At 62.8% G+C, this 21392-nt stretch carries 20 protein-coding genes; 13 read left to right on the top strand and 7 right to left on the bottom strand.

Annotated elements, in window-relative coordinates; genetic code table 11:
• Positions 1–62: 62 nt before the first annotated feature.
• A complete protein-coding gene (gene glmM, locus E6X30_RS05490) occupies positions 63–1436 on the top strand; it encodes a phosphoglucosamine mutase (RefSeq protein ID WP_316335855.1) in 1374 nt (457 codons plus the stop codon).
• Positions 1437–1588: 152 nt separating this feature from the next.
• Here the strand turns inward: glmM and coaA are convergent, their stop codons facing one another.
• Positions 1589–2596, bottom strand: coding sequence for a type I pantothenate kinase (gene coaA, locus E6X30_RS05485; protein WP_316335854.1), 1008 nt, complete (start codon positions 2594–2596; stop codon positions 1589–1591).
• 71 nt (positions 2597–2667) lie between these two features.
• On the opposite strand from coaA, the gene glmS reads away from it, so the two are divergent.
• The 7 genes from glmS (at position 2668) to E6X30_RS05450 (ending at position 9929) form a co-directional block, all read left to right on the top strand.
• Positions 2668–4536 carry a glutamine--fructose-6-phosphate transaminase (isomerizing) gene (gene glmS, locus E6X30_RS05480; RefSeq protein ID WP_316335853.1) on the top strand — a complete coding sequence of 623 codons (1869 nt, stop codon included), beginning with the start codon at positions 2668–2670 and terminating at the stop codon, positions 4534–4536.
• A gap of 43 nt (positions 4537–4579) precedes the next feature.
• A complete protein-coding gene (locus E6X30_RS05475; protein WP_101686762.1) occupies positions 4580–5029 on the top strand; it encodes a holo-ACP synthase in 450 nt (149 codons plus the stop codon).
• On the top strand, positions 5026–6789 hold the full coding sequence (alr, locus tag E6X30_RS05470) for an alanine racemase (RefSeq protein WP_316335852.1): 1764 nt from the start codon (positions 5026–5028) through the stop codon (positions 6787–6789). Before E6X30_RS05475 ends, alr begins: the two co-directional genes overlap by 4 nt.
• 1 nt (position 6790) lies before the next feature.
• The gene (gene tsaB, locus E6X30_RS05465) at positions 6791–7507 is read left to right on the top strand and encodes a tRNA (adenosine(37)-N6)-threonylcarbamoyltransferase complex dimerization subunit type 1 TsaB (protein ID WP_316335851.1); all 717 of its coding nucleotides are present in this window, start codon (positions 6791–6793) and stop codon (positions 7505–7507) included.
• A gap of 23 nt (positions 7508–7530) precedes the next feature.
• The gene (locus tag E6X30_RS05460) at positions 7531–8013 is read left to right on the top strand and encodes a GNAT family N-acetyltransferase (RefSeq protein WP_316335850.1); all 483 of its coding nucleotides are present in this window, start codon (positions 7531–7533) and stop codon (positions 8011–8013) included.
• Positions 8014–8251: 238 nt separating this feature from the next.
• Complete coding sequence (locus E6X30_RS05455; protein ID WP_316335849.1) at positions 8252–8908, top strand: DUF6318 family protein; 657 nt, start codon at positions 8252–8254, stop codon at positions 8906–8908.
• 472 nt (positions 8909–9380) lie between these two features.
• Positions 9381–9929: a PKD domain-containing protein gene (locus tag E6X30_RS05450; protein ID WP_259914293.1), complete on the top strand. Its 549-nt coding sequence runs from the start codon at positions 9381–9383 to the stop codon at positions 9927–9929.
• A 361-nt stretch (positions 9930–10290) separates the two neighbouring features.
• Here E6X30_RS05450 and E6X30_RS05445 read toward each other — a convergent pair whose 3' ends face one another.
• Both E6X30_RS05445 and E6X30_RS05440 read right to left on the bottom strand, forming a co-directional pair.
• Positions 10291–12069, bottom strand: a complete 1779-nt coding sequence (locus E6X30_RS05445; RefSeq protein ID WP_316335848.1) for a hypothetical protein — start codon at positions 12067–12069, stop codon at positions 10291–10293.
• Complete coding sequence (locus E6X30_RS05440) at positions 12054–12842, bottom strand: ABC transporter ATP-binding protein (RefSeq protein WP_016664084.1); 789 nt, start codon at positions 12840–12842, stop codon at positions 12054–12056. Before E6X30_RS05440 ends, E6X30_RS05445 begins: the two co-directional genes overlap by 16 nt.
• A gap of 256 nt (positions 12843–13098) precedes the next feature.
• Here E6X30_RS05440 and E6X30_RS05435 point away from each other — a divergent pair, with 256 nt between their 5' ends.
• Positions 13099–14367: an AI-2E family transporter gene (locus E6X30_RS05435; protein ID WP_101686789.1), complete on the top strand. Its 1269-nt coding sequence runs from the start codon at positions 13099–13101 to the stop codon at positions 14365–14367.
• A 115-nt stretch (positions 14368–14482) separates the two neighbouring features.
• On the opposite strand, the gene greA is transcribed toward E6X30_RS05435, so the two are convergent.
• Together greA and E6X30_RS05425 are read right to left on the bottom strand one after the other, a co-directional pair.
• Complete coding sequence (gene greA, locus E6X30_RS05430) at positions 14483–14971, bottom strand: transcription elongation factor GreA (RefSeq protein ID WP_016664086.1); 489 nt, start codon at positions 14969–14971, stop codon at positions 14483–14485.
• Positions 14972–15111: 140 nt separating this feature from the next.
• The gene (locus tag E6X30_RS05425) at positions 15112–15516 is read right to left on the bottom strand and encodes a DUF4307 domain-containing protein (RefSeq protein WP_016664087.1); all 405 of its coding nucleotides are present in this window, start codon (positions 15514–15516) and stop codon (positions 15112–15114) included.
• Positions 15517–15706: 190 nt separating this feature from the next.
• On the opposite strand from E6X30_RS05425, the gene mca reads away from it, so the two are divergent.
• Both mca and E6X30_RS05415 read left to right on the top strand, forming a co-directional pair.
• A complete protein-coding gene (gene mca, locus E6X30_RS05420; protein WP_034374647.1) occupies positions 15707–16549 on the top strand; it encodes a mycothiol conjugate amidase Mca in 843 nt (280 codons plus the stop codon).
• Positions 16546–16815: a hypothetical protein gene (locus tag E6X30_RS05415; RefSeq protein WP_016664089.1), complete on the top strand. Its 270-nt coding sequence runs from the start codon at positions 16546–16548 to the stop codon at positions 16813–16815. The genes mca and E6X30_RS05415 overlap by 4 nt, the downstream gene beginning before the upstream one ends.
• Before the next feature lie 4 nt (positions 16816–16819).
• On the opposite strand, the gene E6X30_RS05410 is transcribed toward E6X30_RS05415, so the two are convergent.
• Positions 16820–17653: a hemolysin III family protein gene (locus tag E6X30_RS05410; RefSeq protein ID WP_016664090.1), complete on the bottom strand. Its 834-nt coding sequence runs from the start codon at positions 17651–17653 to the stop codon at positions 16820–16822.
• 20 nt (positions 17654–17673) lie between these two features.
• Between E6X30_RS05410 and uppS the strand changes: the two genes are divergently transcribed.
• Both uppS and E6X30_RS05400 read left to right on the top strand, forming a co-directional pair.
• On the top strand, positions 17674–18489 hold the full coding sequence (uppS, locus tag E6X30_RS05405) for a polyprenyl diphosphate synthase (RefSeq protein ID WP_316335847.1): 816 nt from the start codon (positions 17674–17676) through the stop codon (positions 18487–18489).
• Between the two features lie 169 nt (positions 18490–18658).
• Positions 18659–19972 carry a PhoH family protein gene (locus E6X30_RS05400; protein WP_316335846.1) on the top strand — a complete coding sequence of 438 codons (1314 nt, stop codon included), beginning with the start codon at positions 18659–18661 and terminating at the stop codon, positions 19970–19972.
• Between the two features lie 9 nt (positions 19973–19981).
• On the opposite strand, the gene E6X30_RS05395 is transcribed toward E6X30_RS05400, so the two are convergent.
• The gene (locus E6X30_RS05395; protein WP_316335845.1) at positions 19982–21391 is read right to left on the bottom strand and encodes a class II fumarate hydratase; all 1410 of its coding nucleotides are present in this window, start codon (positions 21389–21391) and stop codon (positions 19982–19984) included.
• Position 21392: the final 1 nt, after the last annotated feature.

Genomic DNA, 21392 nt, shown 5'->3' with positions numbered 1-21392 from the left:
CCCCGTTACACTCGAAGAGTTTTCGTGCACGCCTCGTGCACCCTAATGAAGGAAGACACCACATGGCACGTTTGTTTGGAACCGACGGCGTTCGCGGAGTGGCGAACAAAGACATCACCGCGGAGCTCGCGGTCGAACTTGCCGTCGCAGCAGCCCACGTCCTCGGGCAGTTCGGCGCATTCGAACCGAGTGAAAGCGGCGAGGGCCGGGCGAAGCCCCGCGCAATCGTCGCCCACGATCCGCGCCCCTCGGGCGACTTCATTTCCGCGGCGATCTGTGCAGGTCTCGCTTCCGCTGGCGTTGACGTGCTCGATGCAGGCGTACTGCCCACTCCGGGCCTCGCCTACCTCGTGAAAGAGTCCGAAGCCGATCTTGGCGTCATGATCTCCGCGAGCCACAACCCGCACCCCGATAACGGCATCAAATTCTTCGCGCGCGGCGGAGTGAAACTCCCCGACGAGGTCGAAGATGCGATCGAAGCGCGCCTTCACGAAGAGTGGTCGCGGCCGCTCGGCGCAAAGGTTGGCTCGATCACCCCCTACGACAACGCGATCGACAGCTACGTCGATCACCTTCTCTCGACCCTCGACGTTTCCCTTGACGGACTGAGCGTCGTCGTCGATTGCGCGAACGGCGCTTCCTTCGAGACCGGTCCCAGGGCCCTCGAGCGTGCAGGCGCACGAATCCACGTGCTCGGCGACCGAACCGACGGCCGCCAGATCAACGAGGACTGCGGCTCGACTCATCTCGAGCAGCTGCAAGGCGCCGTGGTCGAGCACAGCGCCGATATTGGCGTTGCCTTCGACGGCGACGCCGATCGCTGCCTCGCAGTTGATGCCGACGGCGCCGTCATCGACGGCGATCAGATCATGGCGATCCTTGCCCTCGCCCTCAAGGAAGAAGGCAAGCTCGCCGACGACACCCTCGTCGTGACCGTCATGAGCAACCTCGGCCTCAAGCTCGCCATGCGTGAGCACGGTATTCAGCTCGGGCAGACCTCCGTTGGTGACCGCTACGTCCTCGAAGAAATGACTCTCGGCGGCTACTCTCTCGGTGGCGAACAATCCGGCCACGTCATCCTCCTCGAGCACGCGTCGACGGGCGACGGCGAACTCACGGCCCTGCACCTTCTCCAGCGCATGAAGGAAACCGGCAAGAGCGCCCGCGAGCTCGCGAGCGTCATGACCCGCATGCCGCAGGCCCTCATCAACGTCAAGGGCGTCGACAAGAACCGCGCCCAGATCGACGCAGTCGTGACAAAGGCGGTCGAGGACGCCGAAGCCGAACTCGGCGATACCGGCCGGGTGCTTCTTCGCCCGTCCGGCACGGAGCCCGTCGTGCGCGTCATGGTCGAAGCGGCCGATGACGACCAGGCCCACAGCATCGCCGAGCGGCTCGCGGGCATCGTGCGCGATCGCCTGGCGCTCGAGGGCTGAGGTGTTGTAGCTGAGAGCGTTTCGCTTTGTGAAGATTTGGGGGCCGACGGTGGTTGGGAGGCCGTCGGGCCCTGATTTTTTTCATAGAGAGAGACGGCTGGAGCAGCGGCTGGGGCAGTTGCCGGAGCTGAGCTGAGCACCTGCCGGGGGTGCTAGATGCGGCGTAGCAACACCGAGTGGATCTGGTGATTCGAGCCCTTGCGGAGGATGAGATCAGCACGACCGCGTGTGGGCCGCACGTTTTCTTTGAGGTTCGGGCCGTTGATCGTGTCCCACACGTGACCAGCGCGTTCGATTGCCTCGCTGTCGCTCAGGTCGGCGTAGCTGCGGAAGTACGATTCGGGGTTCGAGAAGGCCGTTTGGCGCAGCGTGAGGAACCGGTCGATGTACCAGCGGCGGATGTCGTCCTCTTTCGCATCGACGTAAATGGAGAAGTCGAAGAAGTCGGAGACGGCGACGCCGAGGCGGCCATCGGCACGGGGGCGCGCCGGTTGGAGAACATTGAGACCTTCGACGATCAGCACGTCGGGGCGCTCCACGATGATGCGCTCGCCCGGAACTCGGTCGTAAGAGATGTGTGAATAAACCGGCGCTTCGACGCGAGCCTTGCCGCTCTTGACGTCGGCGATGAAACGCAAAAGAGCGCGGCGGTCGTAGCTTTCAGGGAAACCCTTGCGTTCGAGAATGCCGCGGCGCTTGAGTTCGGCGGTCGGGTAGAGAAAACCATCGGTCGTGATGAGCTGAGCCCGGGGGGTCTCGGGCCAACGGGCCGTCAGCAGGCGCAAAAGCCGCGCGGTTGTGGACTTACCAACCGCGACTGACCCCGCAACGCCGATCACGAAGGGCGTGCGGCGGAAGTGCTCTTGGAGGAAGCTCTGGCGGAGATTACGCAGATGCTGGGCGGTCATGACCTGGAGGTTCAGGAGCCTCGAAATGGGACGGTAAATGTCGTTGACCTCGGCGTAATCGAGGGGGTCTCCCTGGCCGCGAATCTCCGTGACCTCCTCGGGGGTCATGGGTAGAGGGGTTTGGTCGCTTAACCGGGCCCAGTCCGCACGGCTGATCTCCGTGAACGGCGTGAGATGCGAGTCATCAATCGGTGTGCGTCCCCGGTGTGGGTCGCGCTCGAAAGGAACGGAGAGGTCTTGATGCTCGTGCATTCCTCAAGTTTATGGCGACGCGCACGTGTGAAGCAGCGTTTTTTCATGCGGCGAGGATTACTCTCTGTTTCATGTGTGGAATCGTAGGATACGTAGGGCCCGCCGGAGCGGGCACGTCATCGCGACCGAGTGAGGTCGTTCTTGGGGGACTGAGTCGCCTCGAATACCGCGGCTATGACTCGGCAGGGATCGCCCGCTGCGGCGAAACGGAAATTGAGCTCTTCAAGGCGTCCGGAAAAATTCAAAACCTTCGCGACAAGCTCGAGGGCCACGAATCCTCGAAAGCGCGAGCGGCCATCGGGCACACCCGCTGGGCGACTCACGGCGGTCCAAGCGACACGAACGCCCACCCCCACCTCGGTGGTAAAAACGGCGAGGTAGCGCTTGTCCACAACGGCATCATCGAAAACTTCGCCGCCCTCAAAAAGGAGCTTGCCGACGACGGCTACGCGTTCCTCTCGGACACCGACTCGGAGGTCGTCGCCCACCTGCTCGCGCGCGAATGTGAGACCGCCGAGAGCCTCACGGCGGCCATGCGTGCGTGCGTCGCGCACCTCGAAGGGGCCTTTACGCTGCTCGCAATCCACGAAGACAATCCGGACGTGATCGTCGCAGCTCGCCGCAACAGCCCGCTCGTTGTCGGCCTCGGCGAAGGGGAGAACTTCCTCGGCTCCGATGTCGCCGCGTTCGTCGACCACACGAAGCACGCCGTCGAGATCGGCCAAGACCAGATTGCCACCGTGAGTGCCGAACGCGTCGACGTGATCGAGTTCGACGGCACCCCCGTCCCCGAGCCGAAGCAGTACACGATTGAGTGGGACGCGGCCTCCGCTCAGAAATCCGGGTACCCCTCCTTCATGGCGAAGGAGATCCACGAGCAGGCGAAGGCTATCGCCGACACCCTCCTCGGGCGTCTCGACAATAACGAGATTGTTCTCGACGAAATGCGCATCGACCCCTCGCATCTGCGCTCGATCGACAAGATCATCGTGGTCGCATGTGGAACCGCCGCCAACGCCGGTGAGGTCGTCAAATACGCCATCGAACACTGGTGCCGAATCCCCGTCGAGGTCGAACTCGCCCACGAGTTCCGCTACCGCGATCCGATCGTCCACGAGCGCACGCTCGTGGTTGCCATCTCGCAATCGGGCGAGACGATGGACACCCTCATGGCGGTCCGTTACGCGAAGGAACAGGGCGCGAAGGTTGTCGCGATCTGTAACACGCGAGGCGCGACCATCCCGCGCGAATCCGACGCCGCCATTTACCTTCACGTTGGTCCTGAAATCGCGGTCGCCTCGACCAAGGCATACCTCGGGCAGATCGCGGCGTGCTACCTCCTCGGCCTGTTCCTCGCCCAGGTGCGCGGCAACCTCTACGGGGACGAGATCGAGGTGATCATGCGCGATCTCGAGGAAATCCCCGGCAAAATCCAAGAGGTGCTCGATCGCTCCGGTCAGGTCGAGAAGCTTGCGCGAGACATGGTGGACGCGACGAGCGTGCTGTTCCTCGGCCGTCACGTGGGCTTCCCAACCGCGCTCGAAGGCGCCCTTAAACTCAAGGAAATCGCCTATATTCACGCGGAGGGATTCGCCGCGGGCGAGCTCAAGCACGGGCCTATCGCGCTCGTCGAAGAGGGCCAGCCGGTGTTTATCGTCGTGCCGAGCCCCCGCGGGCGCGACTCCCTGCACGCGAAGGTCGTCTCGAATATTCAGGAGGTCCGCGCTCGCGGCGCCTTCACGCTCGTGATCGCAGAAGAAGGCGATACCGACGTTGAGCCGTACGCCGACGTCGTGATCCGATACCCCGAAACGCGCACCCTGTTTGCGCCGCTGCTCACGATCATCCCGCTGCAGATTTTCGCGTGCGAACTCGCGACCGCCAAGGGGCTCGACGTCGATCAGCCCCGAAACCTCGCGAAGTCGGTCACGGTCGAGTAACGAGCCCGGGCGGGGCTCTACGGCCCGACCTACAATGGAGGCCATGTCGAACTCTCCGATTGCGTGTGAGCGAAGCTTCCTGCCTTTCGGTAACGAAGCGTTCGCGGGCATCGGAGTAGACATCGTTGATATCGAGCGCCTAGGGGATCGCCTCGAGCGGTCTCCGCGCCTTCGTGAACGGCTTTTTGCCCCTGAGGAGCGCGAGTTGAGCCTTGCCTCTCTCGCTGCTCGTGTGGCCGCGAAGGAAGCGCTCGGCAAGGCGCTCGGGAATCCGGGCGACCTTTCGTGGCACGACGTGATCGTGCGCCGCACCGAGCATGGACGCCCCTACCTCGTGCTGCGCGGTGCTGCGCTTGCGACCGCGAATGCGCAGTCCTTACGTTTTGCGCACCTGTCGCTCTCGCACGATGGCAACCTTGCGACCGCAATGGTCGTCCTGGAGGCCCGCGACACGCGAGGCGGGGCGCGCGGGGATGAGGAGCCCCAAGCATGAACCTGACACCCGAAATCGATCCGCTCATGAGCCCGAACCGCGCTGAGGTTTCGCTCAAGGCGATCGCCCACAATGCCGCGCAGCTTCGTGAGGCGATCCCGGACTACATCGCTCTCATGGCGGTTGTGAAGGCCGACGGATACGGGCACGGCATGGTGGAAGCGGCCCGCGCGGCGATCGCTGGCGGTGCAACGTGGCTCGGTGTCGCCCACCCCATGACCGCTCTTGACCTCGCGCATGCCGATCTTGACGTGCCGATTCTCGCGTGGCTTCACGAGCCGGTGTCCGCGAAGAATGTGCTTCCCCACGCGATCGGCGCGGGCGTTGATCTCGCCGTGAGTTCTCTCGCGCAGCTCGAGGCTGTGATTGAGGCCGCGCGCTCCATTGAGCGGCGCGCGCGAGTGCATGTCTCCTTCGAGACCGGAATGGGCCGCGAAGGTGCTTTTGCAAGCGAGGTCGAGCAGATCGGAGCGGTGATCCTCGAAAGCCCGCACGTGTCGCTCGCAGGCGCCATGAGTCATCTGTTCAATGCGGATGTCCCGGGCGATGCGAGCGTGCGAGAGCAGGCTGAGCGGTTTGAGGCGATGTGTGAGCGGCTCGAGGCTTCTGCGGGTCCCATCCCGCTTCGGCATCTGTCGGCGAGCGCGGGGGCGCTCGCGGGGGAGGAGTTCCGCTACGACATGGTGCGCCCGGGCATTACGCTGTACGGCTACTCGCCGGTGGAGACCGATCTGGACCTTCGCCCAGCGATGTCGCTGACCTCCCGCATCTCGCTCGTCAAAAGCGTCGAGGCGGGGCAAGTCGTGGGCTATGGCGCGCGGTTTGTTACCGAGCGCGCGACGACTCTCGCGCTCGTGCCGATCGGTTATGCGGATGGCCTCGATCGTCGGCTGACGAATCGGCTCCAGGTACTTGTGCAGACGACCTCGGCATCGAGGCTTGTCCCGCAGGTGGGCACAATTTCGATGGACCAGATCGTGCTGGACCTCGGCCCCGACAGTGATGCGAAGCCCGGCGACCGCGTCGTGATTTTCGGCGACCCGCAGCGATACCCGGGCGCGTGGACCGCGCAGGATCTCGCGCGAGAGGCCGGAACCATCTCGTACGAGATTCTGACGTCGGTGTCCTCGCGCGTTCCGCGCATTGTGCTCCCGCTGGCGTCGGACCCAAACGAGCGCACGTGGAGCGTTGAGGGGGAGCCGCCGGCACCGCGCTCGTTTACGGTGCGCACGTCGGGGGCGGAGGACACGCGAAGGGCCGCTCGCGCCATTGCGCATCATGCGAAGGCAGGCGACCTGTTCGTGCTTGATGGTCCGCTTGGCGCTGGGAAGACAACATTCACGCAGGGGTTTGCGCGGGAGCTCGATGTTCGCGGCAACGTCGCATCGCCGACTTTCGTCATCGCGCGCGTGCATCCCGCGAACGCCGAGGGCCCCAATCTCGTGCACGTCGATGCCTATCGACTCGACGAGGATTGGGACATCGAGGATCTCGACCTGGATTCGGATCTCGACACGTCAATCACCCTCGTGGAGTGGGGCCGCGATCGCGTTGAGCATCTCGCGAGCTCGTACGCGATTGTGGAGCTTCGCCGCGCGGAGAGCCTCCAGAGCGGCCCGCTTGATGACCCGGACGACACCGATGAGGAGCGCAGCCTCACCGTGACGTTCGTCGGCGAGCGATACACGCGCGAGGAGCTCGTGCGCATCGGTATTGATCTGCGCGAGGCAGGGTTTAACCCGGAGCAGGGCGGTGAGTGACATGGCAGAGCTGACGTTGGGGATTGATACGTCTGGTGCGGTGAGTGTGGCGGTTTCCGACGGTTGCCGCATCCTGTCGCGCCGCATGGATGAGCGCGCGCGCCACCACGATGAGGTGCTTCTCGAGATGATCGATGCGGCCCTTTCTGAGGCGGGCGCCTCGCGGTCCGATCTCACGTGCGTTGTTGGCGGGCGCGGCCCCGGTCCGTTCACGGGCCTTCGCGTGGGGCTCGTGACGGCTCGTTCTATCGCGACGGTCCTCGGGGCCCGCCTGATTGGCGTGCCGAGCCTCGATGCGATCGCACTCGAGGCGGCGGAGGGATGCCCGGAGGCAAAAACGATTGCGGTCGCGCTCGATGCGCGTCGCCGCGAGGTGTACTGGGCGCTGTATGAGGTGAGCGGTGACGGTTCCGACGCCTCCTCGCGCCACATTGTGCGCACGTTTGAACCGGGTGTTGCGGCGCCGGCAGACGTCGCGTCGAGTCTGACCGCTGCCGATGTGCTCGTGGGAAGCGGTGCGCATCTGTATCCGGAGATTCTGCCGCCGACGGGCGAGGTGCGTCACGCGGATGCGGGCTTCTTGATTCGCGCGGCACTCAGCGCCGAGGCCCGGGGGGAGGATCTCACGTCGACCGAGCCTCTCTATTTGCGCGAGGCTGATGCGGCAAAGCCGAAGCGCCGTAAGTCAGCGCTCGGCCTTGGCGATCGCCCGCTTTAGCTGTGCCCGCGATAGGTAGGCCTTTGGAGCCTTCGCGCGCGCGGCCCGGTTCGGGGCCTTGGAATCTTCGTCCGGTTACGCGCGGGGATGCGCCCGCGCTGGCGCGTCTCGAGCTAGAGCTCTTTCCCGATGAGGCGTGGAGCCTCGAGATGGTTCTCGAGGAGATTACGCACCCCAGTCGCGCCTATGTCGCGGCTGTGGACGAGCACGGTGGCGTACTCGGTTATGCGGGGATTTTCGTTGGTGGCGAGGCCGCTGATGTGCAGACGATCGGCACCGTGCGCGAAGGCGTGGGAATCGGTCGCGCCTTGCTCGCGTGGTGCGAGGAGCGCGCGCGAGAGGAGGGCGCGGAGGGTCTGTTTCTTGAGGTGCGGCGCGACAACACTCGCGCGCGTGAGCTCTACGAGCGCGCGGGTTTTGCCGAGATTGGCGTGCGACGTGGGTATTACCGAACGCCCGCGGGGCCGGTCGACGCTTTTGTCATGCACAAACCCCTCCCCACCTGAATTCCATAGGGGTTGTGGGGGTTTGAAGCTGTGCCCCGCCCGCCCTTCCCTCGCCCCTCCCCGGATTGCATAGGGTTTGTGGGGGTTTGACGGCTCCCAGGGGACCCCTTTTCCACATTTGTGCCACACCCGTTGCGCGCGGGGGATGTGCATGGTTGGCTATGTGACGTGGGCCTCGCTCGGGGAAGTGGGGTGTTTTCTAGAGGGGGAGTGCATGCACAGCAGGTATACGCGTGTCATGGGTGCTATCGGCGCGGGGATGTTGATGGTGGCGTTGGCGGGTTGCGGTGGCGAGAACACCAACGGAGGTCCGACGTCACCTGCGCGCACCACTGCAGCTTCGTCAAGCAGCGATGCTGGCGGAAGCGACGCAAGCGGTGGTGCTTCGGATGCCGGTGGTGCGGATTCAGATGTCCGGACGAAGGGGCTGCCACCGGAGAATGAGGCGCTTAAAGCCCCAGACAAGACGGATTACCTCGGCATCTCCTATCCAACGGATCAGGGGGCGCAAGCGACGGCAAGGTATTTCATTGACGCTATGTACTACGGCTACGCCACGGGTGATACGGGGCCACTGGAAAGTGTGACCGATCATGCGAGCTGTGTGGAATGCACCGAACTAATTAACGACATTCACTCGTGGCGTGACGAAGGGAAATACCTAACTCCGGCGAGAGTGAAACTTGATGATGAGTGGACTGTCGACAAGTCTGAAGACCTCACAAAAACAGAATACTGGTTCACGGTTGATGAACTTCAAATTCGGCGGCAAGACTCATCTATTAAGACAGTCGCGAAGACTCAAACAGCCTCAGCGTTTCACCTCGCCTTTGAAGATGGGGCGTGGGTAGTTCGGGCGTGCCGATGGGAAAAGGCCGATGGACTGCAAGAGTAGGTTGTTGGGTCTCATTGTCACTCTCTTGACTGGTGTGCTGCTCACTTTCTCTCCGGCCTGGGCAGAGGACGACACGGAGGAGAAATTCACTGCTATCGGTTCAGAAGAGCGCGTAGAGATAGTTGGACGTGTTTCGAAAAAATCGTCGCCAGGTCATGGGCCCCGTATTGAACGCCCGAGGGACATGACATCTGGAAAAGGCGCCGTGGTGTCGGATGGGCCTCGGAGGGTGTGGGCTGCGGCTGATGATCCGGATCTGGGTTGTCGGGCTGATAAAAGTAGTTTTGCTGTGCAGGTTGTGGGTCTTGGGTGCAGTGGAATAGGTGTTGTGTGTTCGACCGCGATCCCTGGCGCGTCAATGAGTATTGGAAGGGATGTTGACTCGTCCACAGGTGCTCCCGTTTTCGGTACGGAACGGTGGTCTGGTTGTTCGCGACCGTCGTCGGGCGGTGGTGGTGGTGCGGTGCCTGTGATGCCGGTGGTGACGGAGTCGGATTTTCGTTCGCTCGGAATCGAGCCCCTTGTCGCGCATATCGGCCCACCTGGCGGCTGGATTCCGATAGGGATCGACATGATTGCGTGGGCTGAGTCCAGGGAGCAGACCTTCGACGTGGTGATGCTGGGGCAGGCAGTGAAGGTTCGGGCAACCCCGGTGAAGTATGTGTGGGACTTCGGGGATGGGACTGTGTTGACGACAACGTTTCCTGGCCGAGAGTATCCCGCGCGGGACGTTTCGATGCGATATGCCTACCAGGGATGGTATGAAGTTTCACTTGTGACGCAGTTCAGTGGTGAGTATTCGGTAAATGGTGGCCCTTGGCAGCCGATTGCTGGAACAGTCTCGGTAGCGAGTGAGAAGCGATGGATCTATTCGGATCTTCGTGAGTCGCGCCTTGTTGGTGATGAGGTTCCCGAAGAGTATCGGAACGTCCCGGAGCGTGGGCCCGACACGTTGGGTCCCGTGAATCCGAATGCGCGAGTAGAAACACTGACCGCTTCGCACCCCTCCCCGATTCCATAGAGGCTGTGGGGGTTTGAAGCCGTACCCCGCCCGCCCCTCAGATCTATTGCATAGGGGTTGTGGGGGAAACGCCTGATTTTCCGTGTCGCAATAGACCGCGCCCTGATCGATCAAGCTCTAATCGACCGTGCTGTCGCCCGTTCTCGATGCGCCACGTGGCCGCAATGTGAGGAGAGTAAGCGTCGGAATCCTTCCCCCGCTTCCCAAACGGAAGCTTGACCCGCCAGCGCACCCCAGCCAACCCGTTTACCCAATCGCACGAGAGGACGAGACGTTGCACTGTGCCAGGGCAAGGGAGAACGTGCGCCAATTCCAGGTACCAAACCCCCACAAACCCTATGCAATCCAGAGAGGGGAGGGGCTAGTTGGAGAAACGCCTGATCTTCTGGAACTCATCCGCGTAGTGAGCGTCGAGGTGCTTTACCGCGAACCTCTGGCCGAGATAAAGCGTGACAACGCCGATCACGAGCGCAAGCGCCGCTCCCGCGTACTCAAGCCCCGGGATCAGCTTGAGGCCCACGACCATGAGGATGATGCTCGGGGCGAGGGGGAGCCACGTGCCAACGAACGTCGCGAGGAAAGTCATCCACATGTTGCCGTTGCCGCCACCGCTACTGGAATTCTTCATCGTCCCCGGCTTTGGAGCGGGAGAAGGAAGGAACGCCGTCGTGAGAAGGGAAACACCCCACGAACTCGCCACGAACCCGAGCGAGGCCGGAACCGTGAGCGCGATGAACTGCGGCTGAGACTGGAGAAGCGGAGCCGCGATCGCGACGATCACCACGAGCGGAAGCATGAGAATGCCAAGAGCGACATACCTGCCGAGCAAATTGGCGCGGTTATCCATCCCCGCGACGATGTTGACCCACGAGGAGGGGCCGTCGAAGCCGATCTCGTTGCTGATCGTGATGCCGGCAAGCCACGCCACGAGCGCCACAGCGAAATACGCCATGAAAGCGTTACCGTCCCCAATGACGCTCATCGCGAGCATGAAAATCGCGAGGATCGGCGCGATGATGAGCGCCGTCGAATAACGAGTATCGCGGCGCCAGTACTTGAGCGAACGCCCCGCCGAAGCACCGAGCGGGCCCGGCTTGAGGAACCGCGGTACGAGAGGTTTGATCTTGGCATCTTGCTCCTGGCTCGCGCCCTTGAGTGCCTGGAGCTGGCCTTCGGCAAAGCTCAGGCCCCACCACTGCCACAACAGCCAAATGGTGGCGATTGTGAGAACAAAACGGATGAGCGCGGCGAGCCACAGTCCTTCGGCGAGGTCCATGGGTACTGCGAAGGGCGCGCCGAAAGGCGTCCATAGGAGGAATTCGTACACGGGCCCCGCGAGGCGAGCAAGACCATCCATGACCCCACCGCCCGAGTTGAGAAGGAGGTTTGCGCCGTAGGCGATGACGAGGACGGCGATGAGCAGGAATGCCTGCAGTCGTTCCTTCTTACGCTTCGCGATGCGGATCGTCGAGGTCCACGCGAAAATCGCGCGAGGAATGAGCACGCAAAGGAGAAGCCCGAGCGCGGTCATGGGAACGAGCGAGACGAGGGCAACGATGGCCCCCGGCGTCGAGATTGCGGCGCCGTTATTCGAGACCAGTGCACCTATGAGCCAAATCGCCTCGAACACAACCGCCACGAGCGCTGCGAGCGACGTGAAAAGAAAACCGACCGAAATGAACGAGCCCACGAGGATCGGCTTCAAGAGATCCTTCGGTCCTCGCCCAAACTGCGCGAAGCGAGCGGGGGAAAGCGTGTCGTCCACGCCGAACACGAAGAGCGACTGGAGGGTCCACACAACCACGGCGCCGAGGCCCACCGCGCGAATCACGAGGGCAAAAAGTCCCGAGTCGGCGGGAACAAACAACATGCCCGACATTGCGATCGAAAAGAGCACGAGTGCGCCGACGCCGTACAAAAGCGCAAATCCGAGTCCGATGATCTTAGGCCAGTTCTTGTGGAAGCTGCGCTTGAGCAGTGTCCATTGAAGCCGTGGGAGCAGTCGCATGAGGCTCGGGGTCTTCTTAGGCGCTGCCTTCGACCCATCGTCGGCGGTGGTCGAGCTTTCTCGGTCGAGGTTTTCGAAAAACTCTTCGGTTCCGACGGTTGCCGGGGCCTGATCGTCTACTGGTTCAACCACGAAAGATCCCCCTGCGCTTCGTCGACACCGGCGATTTCAATGAAGCGATCCGTGAGGCTACCGCCGCGGCGAACCTCGTCGATCGTGCCCTCGGCGCGCACCTCGCCTTCGGCGATGATCGCAACGTGTGTGCACAGGCCCTCGACGAGCTCCATAACGTGGCTCGAGATCACGACGGTGCCGCCGCCTTCAACGTACGAGGTGAGGAAGGTGCGGATGCCGTGGGCTGAGACCGGGTCGACGGCTTCGAGGGGTTCGTCGAGCACGAGCAGTCGCGGCGCGTGAATGAGCGCGCACGCGAGCAGGATCTTCTTCGTCATGCCCGCGGAGTAGTCGGTGACGAGTTTGCCTTCGCTATCGGCGAGACCGAGTGCCTCGAGGAGTGACTGCGCGCGAGTGTTCACCGTGTCGATATCCATGCCGCGGATGAGGCCGACGTACGTCAGGAGTTCGCGTCCCGTGAGGCGGTCAAACGTCGGAAGGCCGTCGGCGAGAACGCCCATGTGGGCTTTGGCTTCGTTGGGGTGTGTCCAGACGTCGGTCCCGAGCACCTCGGCGCTGCCGCCGTCGGGGCGGAGCAAGCCTGTCGCGATCGACAGGGCTGTTGTTTTGCCCGCGCCGTTGGGGCCGACGATTGCGTAGAACGAACCGCGCGGAACTTCGAGTGAGACGCCGTGGAGGACCTCGGTGCCGTCGAAGGATTTGCGCAGGCCGCGCATGGACAGTGCTGATGTTACGGCCGAGTTATCGACCGATGGGTCAATCGCAGTCATGACTCAAACCTAACAGGTGTCTTCGCAGAGTATTTTCAGTATCGGCGTAGAGATTGCGGGCGACCGTGCCAGGGTTCCCCGCGCCCACGACCGTGCGAACCACGTGCGGTGAAGAGGCGGGAAACGTCCTCAACTGTCACGTTCGGCACCTCACTTTTGCGAGGGAACCGGGTGGGCCGTTCGATACGATACGCTGTGGACCTTCCGTCTCGGCTGCCGTGAGCGCCGGGCCCCACCTCTTGGAGTGCATATGCAAATGCCTAGGCGCGTAAATCTTCCCGTCGACAAATCCACTGGACGCAAGGGGCAGAGCCTCACGCTCCCCCGCGAAGTCGAAGAGCTGCCCATGGGCCTTCGCCGGGCAGCGTCGTGGAGCTGGCGCTTCATGGTTGTGATCGGGGCACTTTGGCTCATCTTCAAGGGCCTCGGGATGGTGTCAACCCTGTTTATCAGCGTGCTTGTGGCAATCCTTCTCGCCTCGATGCTGCAGCCGTTCGTCAAACTGCTCACGAAGCATACGTTCCTTCCGCGCATGGCCTCGGCGGCGATTGCACTCGTGGGGCTCATCGTGGTCGTCGTCGGCATGTTTGTGCTGGCGGGCAGGAAGCTCGTGGACTCGTGGGGCGCGATTTCGAAAGCTGCCGTTTCGGGTTTCACGCAGCTGTGGAACGACATCACGGGATACTTCAAAATTGACGTCGATAGTCTCGGGAATCTGGGGCAGATCCAGAAAGAAGCCATCGAACAGCTTCAAAAGAACTCCTCGAGCATTATCTCGGGGGCCTCGAGTGCTGCGAGCACCGTCGGCGACCTCGGCACGGGCCTGCTCGTGTGCCTCTTTGCCCTGTTCTTCCTCCTTGCCGATGGCGGGAATATTTGGCGTTGGTTCCTCGGCTTTGTTCCGGCACACTCCCGCGCCGTGACGCACGAGGCGTTCCGCCGCGGCTGGAAGGCACTGTCGTCGTACTGCCGCACGCAGATCCTCGTCGCGGCTGTCGACGCGACGGGCATTGCGCTCGGCATGGTTGGTATCGACGTCGTGAGCGGCATGATGGGGCGCAGCGCGATTGCACTTTCCCCCTACTCAGTGCCGATCTGGCTTATCGTGTTCCTCTTTAGCTTCATTCCGCTTGTGGGCGCGATCGTGTCGGGTGCGATCGCGATGCTTCTTGTCTTCGTGCTCCAGGGGTGGATCCCCGCGCTCATCATGCTCGGCATCGTGATCCTCGTGCAGCAGCTTGAATCGAACATCCTGCAGCCGATTCTCATGGGGAAGGCGGTGGAGCTTCACCCGCTCGCGATCTTCCTCGGTGTCTCTGCGGGCGCAGTTGTTGCGGGGATCCCCGGTGCGCTTTTCTCGATTCCGCTCCTGGCCTTCCTCAACGCCCTGTACTGCTACCTCGATGGGCGCGATCCCGATCCCTCGCTTGGCGTAGACACCAAGACAATGGCGTACTTCGAGGCACGCGAACGCGAGCAGAAGAAGACCTTCGCCCAGCGCGAGCGCCTTTTGTCGAAAAAGTAGCTAGGTGCCCCGTGGCTAGGGCAGCTGCCGCGCAAACTGGGGTATAGAGAAAGGGCGTGGAGTGCGCTCCCGAGAGGGAGGCTCCACGCCCTTTCTCGTCTATCGAGCTTGGGGCTCACACCGTGTACGGCTTTGCAGCCTTGATCACGATCGGGATCGCCTTCCCGTTAGGGGCGGTGTAATCGACCGTGTCGCCGGCCTTCGCGTTCACGATGGCGGCGCCGAGCGGGGACTCGGGCGAGTACACCTCGATGTCCTTGTCGTCGGCGATTTCACGATTGCCGAGCACGAACGTGCGTTCCTTGCCGGCCATGGTGATGGTGACGAGCATGCCGGGCTCGACGATGCCGTCGTCTGCCGGGGTCTCGCCTACAACGGCGGTCTTGAGAAGGGCCTTGAGCTCGGCAATGCGAGCTTCGAGTTTGCCCTGCTCTTCGCGTGCGGCGTGGTAGCCGCCGTTCTCTTTGAGGTCGCCCTCGTCGCGGGCGGCCGCGATGCGCTCAACGACCTCGCTGCGCCCGGGGCCCTCGAGGTGCTCGAGTTCCTTGACGAGGCGGTCGTAGGCGTCTTGAGTGAGCCAGGTGCCCTGGTTGGGTTCGCTCATGGTTCTCCTTGGAATCAAAAAAAAATGCGGACCCCATGGCTCCATGGGCTCCGAATCCACGTCTGAGTGGTCATAAAAGTATAACGCGAGCGTCAGAAAAAAGGGGTGAGGCACGCGCCACAAGTCGACGGTATCCCCGCCTACTCTGCGGCTTCGCACCTCCTTACGATCGCGCTCACAGCCTTCCCTTGCGTCGTGATTTCGGCCCGGTGGGTCGTGAGTCTTTCCGCTTGAGCAGGAATATGGACGACCGTATAGCCCACCTGTGCACGGACGGAGTTGAGGGCCTCGAGCGAGCAATCGAGCGCGGTGCCGGGAGAGGCGTTGACCGAGAAGCTCACAGAAATTCGTGAGTCGTCGATGTGGGTGTAGGAAAGCGTATTGGCCTTGATCGGCTGCGAAGAGATGAATGCGAAGGCGACCCAGACGACCGTTGCGATGAATCCGACGGCGATCACGATCGTGCCCACGAGTGCAAAACGGCGTTTTTGGGGGGAATTTCTCACGCCGTAGCGTTCTTGAAGTGTGCGCTCGCGGGTACTCATGCCTACATTGTTTCACGTGTGTGAACTTTGCGTAATGACGACGGGGCGCTACCGCGCAGGCGTAGCGCCCGAGGATGCGGGGGTGCCAAAGGCGGCGCTTGCACCGAGCGATGAGACCTTCAAGGCACTCCTGAATCACGGTGGACACCCCGAAGCAGAAGTCGAGAAGAATCCCTGCCGCTTGCGGCTCATGGCTGTTCACGCCCACCCGGACGACGAGTCGTCGAAGGGGGCTGGGACGATGGCCCGCTATGTCGACGAGGGTGCCGAGGTGACCGTCGTGACCTGCACGGGCGGTGAGCGCGGAGACATCCTTAACCCGCGGCTGAAGGACGATCCCGAGGCAAATGCGGATCTGAGCGCGGTGCGCCATCGTGAAATGGATCGCGCACGCGAGATTCTCGGCATCAACCAGGTGTGGCTTGGCTACGTCGACTCGGGGCTCCCCGAAGGGGATCCGCTGCCCGCACTTCCCGACGGTTGCTTTGCCCTCATCGATCCCGAAGAGGCAGCGCGCCCCCTCGTGAAGCTCGTGCGTGAGCTGCGACCGCACGTGATGCTCACGTACGACGAAAATGGTGGCTACCCCCACCCCGACCACATCCACTCGCACAGGATCAGCATGCTCGCCTATGAGCTTGCAGCTGATCCGAGCTACATGCCTGAGCTCGGTGAGCCGTGGGCGGTCGCAAAGATTTACTACCAGCTTCTGTTCCCGCCGGCCCAGATGATCGCGTACGCGCGCTACATGCGCGAGCATGGGCTCGACAACCCGTTCGAGGCGCAAATGGAGTATTTCGAGGGCCTCGATCAGCGACCGATCACGACGCGAGTGAATGTTTCGAGGTATCTTGACGTGCGTGATGCCGCGCTCCTCGCGCATGCGACTCAGGTCGATCCGGACGGTTTCTTCTTCGCTGTCTCCAACGAAATTAAGCGCGAGGCGTGGCCTACCGAGGATTTTCAGTTGCGTCATTCGCGTATTGGCGTGACGCTTCCGGAATCCGACCTGTTCGAAGGGATCCGACAATGACTCTCGCGCATCTTTCGGCCGTGGGTATTCTCGCTGATGGTGCTCCGACGACGCCTCCCGGCTCGGAAGACATGACGACGGCGACGGTGACGCCGGGTCTGCCGGGCTTTGTCGTGTTTTTTGTGATGGCGATTGCGCTTGTGCTTCTTGCGCTCGATTTGTCGAGGCGCGTGCGGCGTTCGAGCGCCCGCGAAAACGTGCGTATTCGCATGGAGGAAGCTGAGCGTGCGGAACACGAGGCCGCGGAGCCTCAGGAAGAGGCGTAGCGCTTTAAACGACGGCGAGCCACACGGCGATCAGGTGGCACACGAAACCCACGACAGTGAAAGAGTGGAAGATTTCGTGGAAGCCGAACCACGCCGGTGAGGGATTGGGTTTCTTAGTGCCGTAGACGATGGCACCGAGTGTGTAGGCGATGCCGCCCGCGATGATGAGGGCGATGACGGCCGCGCCGCCACCTGCGTAAAGCTGAGGCATGTAGAAGATGGCAACCCAGCCGAGGGCGACGTAGGCGGGTACGTAGAGCCATCGCGGCGCGTTCGTCCACAGGAGCCTGAATGCTACGCCGATGAGCGCGCCGATCCAGCAGACCGTGAGTAGCACGGTCGCGTCGTGGGGGTTGAGCAGCGCGACTGCGAGAGGCGTGTATGTGCCAGCGATGATGAGGAAGATGTTCGCGTGGTCGAAACGTCTCAGTGCGAGAGTTCCCTGTACCGACCAGGTTCCGCGGTGGTAGGTCGCTGAGACGCCAAAAAGCATTCCCGCCGTGACGATGAAGACGACGGTTGCCAGGCGCACCGCGAGCGACGAGCCGGTCGCGATCAGCAGCATGCCCGCGATCAGTGCGGTGGGGAAAGCCACGAGGTGGATAATTCCGCGCAGCTTCGGCTTTTTAGGGAGCGTGGGCAGGTGAATTCCGTACGCGCCAAGGAGCTCGGGAACGCTCGCCCCGTTGGCGGCGGTGGGCACCGCTTCGCCGTTGGTGGGAGAGGTTCCGACGCTCGCTACGCTCTGCTGCGTGTTTCGCTGATCGGTGCTCATAACGGTAGCGTAACTTACGGTGGCGTAGGTGTCACGGGACGTCCACTTTTTTGACTCTTCCACGAATCTTTTGTGAAGGAGTCGTGGGAAATGCCGGGCAAGCGCGCGTCGGCTGGGACGCTCCTGCCACAATGGAGGGCGTGAATTCCTCGAGACCTGCTGACACCACGCCGCACTCCGCACTTCCCGCGGGGTCCGTGCCGCGCCATGTCGGCATCATCCTCGACGGCAATCGTCGCTGGGCGAAAATGAGAGGGCTCGAGACTTACGAAGGTCATCGCGCCGGGGCAGCGATTATTCTCGAAGCGATCGAGTGGGCGCGCGAAAGTGGAATCGAAACGCTGACGCTGTGGCTCCTGTCGACCGACAACTTCCGTAGGCCCGACACCGAACTCGCGCAGCTTTTTGACATCATCGTCGACCTCGCGCGCGAGGTGGCACACATGGGGTTTCCGCTTCGCATCCTCGGTGCCGAAAGCGTGCTCCCCGACTCTCTCGCCGCACGACTCGCCGCGCTCGATGCGCCGCAGAAACCTGCTGAGGCTTCCTCCACGACGTTCGAGGTGAATCTCGCGATCGGCTACGGCGGCAGGCGCGAGATAGTCGATGCGGTTCACTCCCTCATCGACGAGGAAATTGCGCGCGGGGGAGACCTCGCGAGCCTGCGCGACGCCGTGAGTGAAGCTACCGTCGGAAACCACCTGTACACGGCTGGGCAAAGCGCCCCCGACCTGCTCATTCGCACCTCCGGAGAGCAGCGCCTTTCAGGCTTCCTTCTGTGGCAGTCCGTGCACTCAGAACTCGTGTTCTGTGAGGCGCTGTGGCCCGATTTCACTCGTGCCGACTTTGATGCGGCACTTGCGGAGTTCGCTCGCCGCGAGCGGCGTTTCGGGGCTTGATCGTCGCGGCGTCTCCCAACAAAGAGTTTCTCGGGTAACGCTTGGGTGAAGGCTAAGTGACCGTCGTGGATGAGCGGCGCGTCAGCCGATCGAAGAAGCCGAAAACGGTGCAAGGATCGAAGCGGTAGCCGGTCGTGGACGACCGGAAGGACTTCGAAAGCGAGAGACCATGAATGCGCCGCTTACCTATGTTCTCGATACGTCCGTTGTGCTGGCGGACCCACACTCGATCTTTCGATTCGCGGAGCACCACGTTGTGCTCCCCATCGTCGTGATCACCGAACTCGAAGGGAAGCGGCACCACTCCGAACTCGGCTATTTCGCCCGCCAATCTCTGCGCATCCTCGACGACCTGCGCGAAAAGCACGGCACGCTCGCCGAACCGCTGCCGATCGGGGACCAGGGCGGCACGGTACGCGTCGAACTCAACCACCAAAGCCCCGAAAACCTGCCCGACGGCTTCCGCCTCGGCGATAACGACACGAGGATCCTCTCCGTCGCGAAAAACCTGCAGGTGGAAGGTGCCGAGGTCACTCTCGTCTCGAAAGACCTTCCCATGCGGATCAAGGCGAGTGCATCGGGGCTCAAGGCTGAGGAATACCGCGCAGAACTCGCACGCGACCGCGCCTACACGGGTATCACCTCCGCCGATATCACCGAAGAACAGATGGCGGCGCTGTGGAGTGATGAGGGCGGTGCCCGCCACACGGGCATCGAGATCCCCGAGCTCGCCGATCTCGGCATCCACACTGGTCTCAAGCTCACGTCCCCGCGCGGCTCGGCCCTCGGGCGCGTCCTGCCAAACGGCAACGTGCGTCTCGTTCCGGGAGACGGAAACGTTTTCGGTGTGACCGGAAGAAGCGCCGAGCAGCGCATCGCGATCGACCTGTTGCTCGACGACGAACTGTCCATCGTGAGCCTCGGTGGCCGCGCCGGCACCGGCAAGTCCGCCCTCGCCCTATGCGCGGGCCTCGAAGCGGTTCTCGAAAAACGCCACCAGCGCAAGATCATGGTGTTCAGGCCCCTGTACGCGGTAGGCGGTCAGGAACTCGGCTACCTTCCCGGGGATCACGACGACAAGATGGGGCCCTGGGCGCAAGCGGTGTTCGACACGCTCGGGTCGATGGTCTCGGGCGCCGTGGTCGACGAAGTCCTCGGCCGTGGACTGCTCGAAGTGCTGCCGCTTACCCACATCCGCGGCCGCTCCCTCCACGATGCCTTCGTCATCGTTGATGAAGCGCAGTCGCTCGAGCGCAACGTCCTGCTCACGATGCTCTCGCGCATCGGCCAGAACTCCCGGGTCGTGCTCACGCACGACGTTGCGCAGCGTGACAACCTGCGCGTCGGGCGGTACGACGGAGTCACCTCAGTGATCGAAGCCCTCAAAGGCAACGAGCTCTTCGCACACGTGACGCTCCAACGCTCCGAGCGCTCCAAGGTCGCCGAACTCGTCACGCGAGTCCTCGACGCGCCAGTCGCGTAAACGGCGCCCCTACTCGCCCCGAGGGGCAGGGGGAGTGGTCATCGTTAACACGTCGAGCGCGGAATCGAGCTGCTCCTTGGTGAGCTCACCGCGCTCGACGTAACCGAGTGCGATAGCCGCTTCGCGGACCGAAACGCGGTTGGCAACCGAATACTTCGCGATCGCGGCCGCATTCTCGTAGCCGATCAGCCTATTGAGAGGCGTCACGACCGAGGGAGAGGCCTCCGCAAAGAACCGTGCCCGCTCCTCATTCGCACGGATTCCTTCGATCGTCTTCGTCGCGAGGACGCGCACGGAGTTCGATAGGAGAGAGATCGACTCGAGAAGCGCCGTTCCCATCAGCGGGATCTGAACGTTGAGTTCGAACGCACCCTGCGCTCCGCCCCACGCGATCGCCGCATCATTGCCGACGACGCGTGCACACACCATGAGCACCGCCTCGGGAATAACCGGATTGACCTTCCCGGGCATGATCGAACTGCCCGGCTGGAGATCGGGCAGCGCGATTTCGCCAAGTCCAGTGTTGGGGCCCGATCCCATCCATCGAAGGTCATTGCAGATCTTCGTGAGAGAGACCGCAAGTGTGCGCATCGCCCCGCTCATTTCGACGAGGGAGTCGCGTGCCGACTGCGCTTCGAAGTGATTGCGCGCCTCCGTGAGCGGGAGGCCAGTGCGCTCGCGGAGGAGTGCAATGACTCGCGAGGCGAAACCCGCGGGGGTATTAATGCCGGTTCCCACGGCGGTCCCGCCGAGGGGCAGCTCGGCGGTGCGGCCAATTGCGGCCTCGACGCGTTCGATCCCATAGCGTACCTGCGCGGCGAAACCGCCGAATTCCTGGCCGAGGGTGACGGGGGTAGCGTCCATCAGGTGCGTGCGGCCGCTCTTGACGACCCCCGCAAATTCGCGTTCTTTGCGCTCGAGCGCGCTCGCGAGCGACTCGAGGGCCGGTATGAGGAGAGTCGTGACATCGCGTGTCACGGCGAGATGCACGGCTGTGGGGAAGGTGTCGTTGCTCGATTGCGAAGCATTGACGTGGTCGTTCGGGTGCACCGGGCGTTCGTTCGTGCTCGCGAGATGCGCGAGCACCTCGTTCATATTCATGTTCGAGCTCGTGCCCGAACCCGTTTGGTACACGTCGATCGGGAACTGTGCATCGAACTCGCCTTCGCTCACGCGCTCGGCGGCCCGGGCGATGGCCTCGGCGCGCTCCTCGTCGAGAACGCCGAGTTCGGCGTTCGCTAGGGCAGCGGCGCGCTTGACCTCCGCGAGCGCGTGAATGTTCGACGGTGCGAGAGGGCGATGGGAGATGGGGAAGTTTTCCACTGCGCGCTGGGTTTGCGCACCGTAGAGCGCCGAAACGGGAACTCGCACCTCACCCATGGTGTCGTGTTCGATGCGGAAATCTTCGGTGCCAGTCATG

It is taken from the genome of Dermabacter sp. (assembly GCF_032550575.1).
Classification (GTDB): Bacteria; Actinomycetota; Actinomycetes; order Actinomycetales; family Dermabacteraceae; genus Dermabacter; species Dermabacter hominis.
The sequence above is the reverse complement of the archived record's forward strand: the minus strand, read 5'-3'. Positions and strand labels throughout refer to the sequence as shown.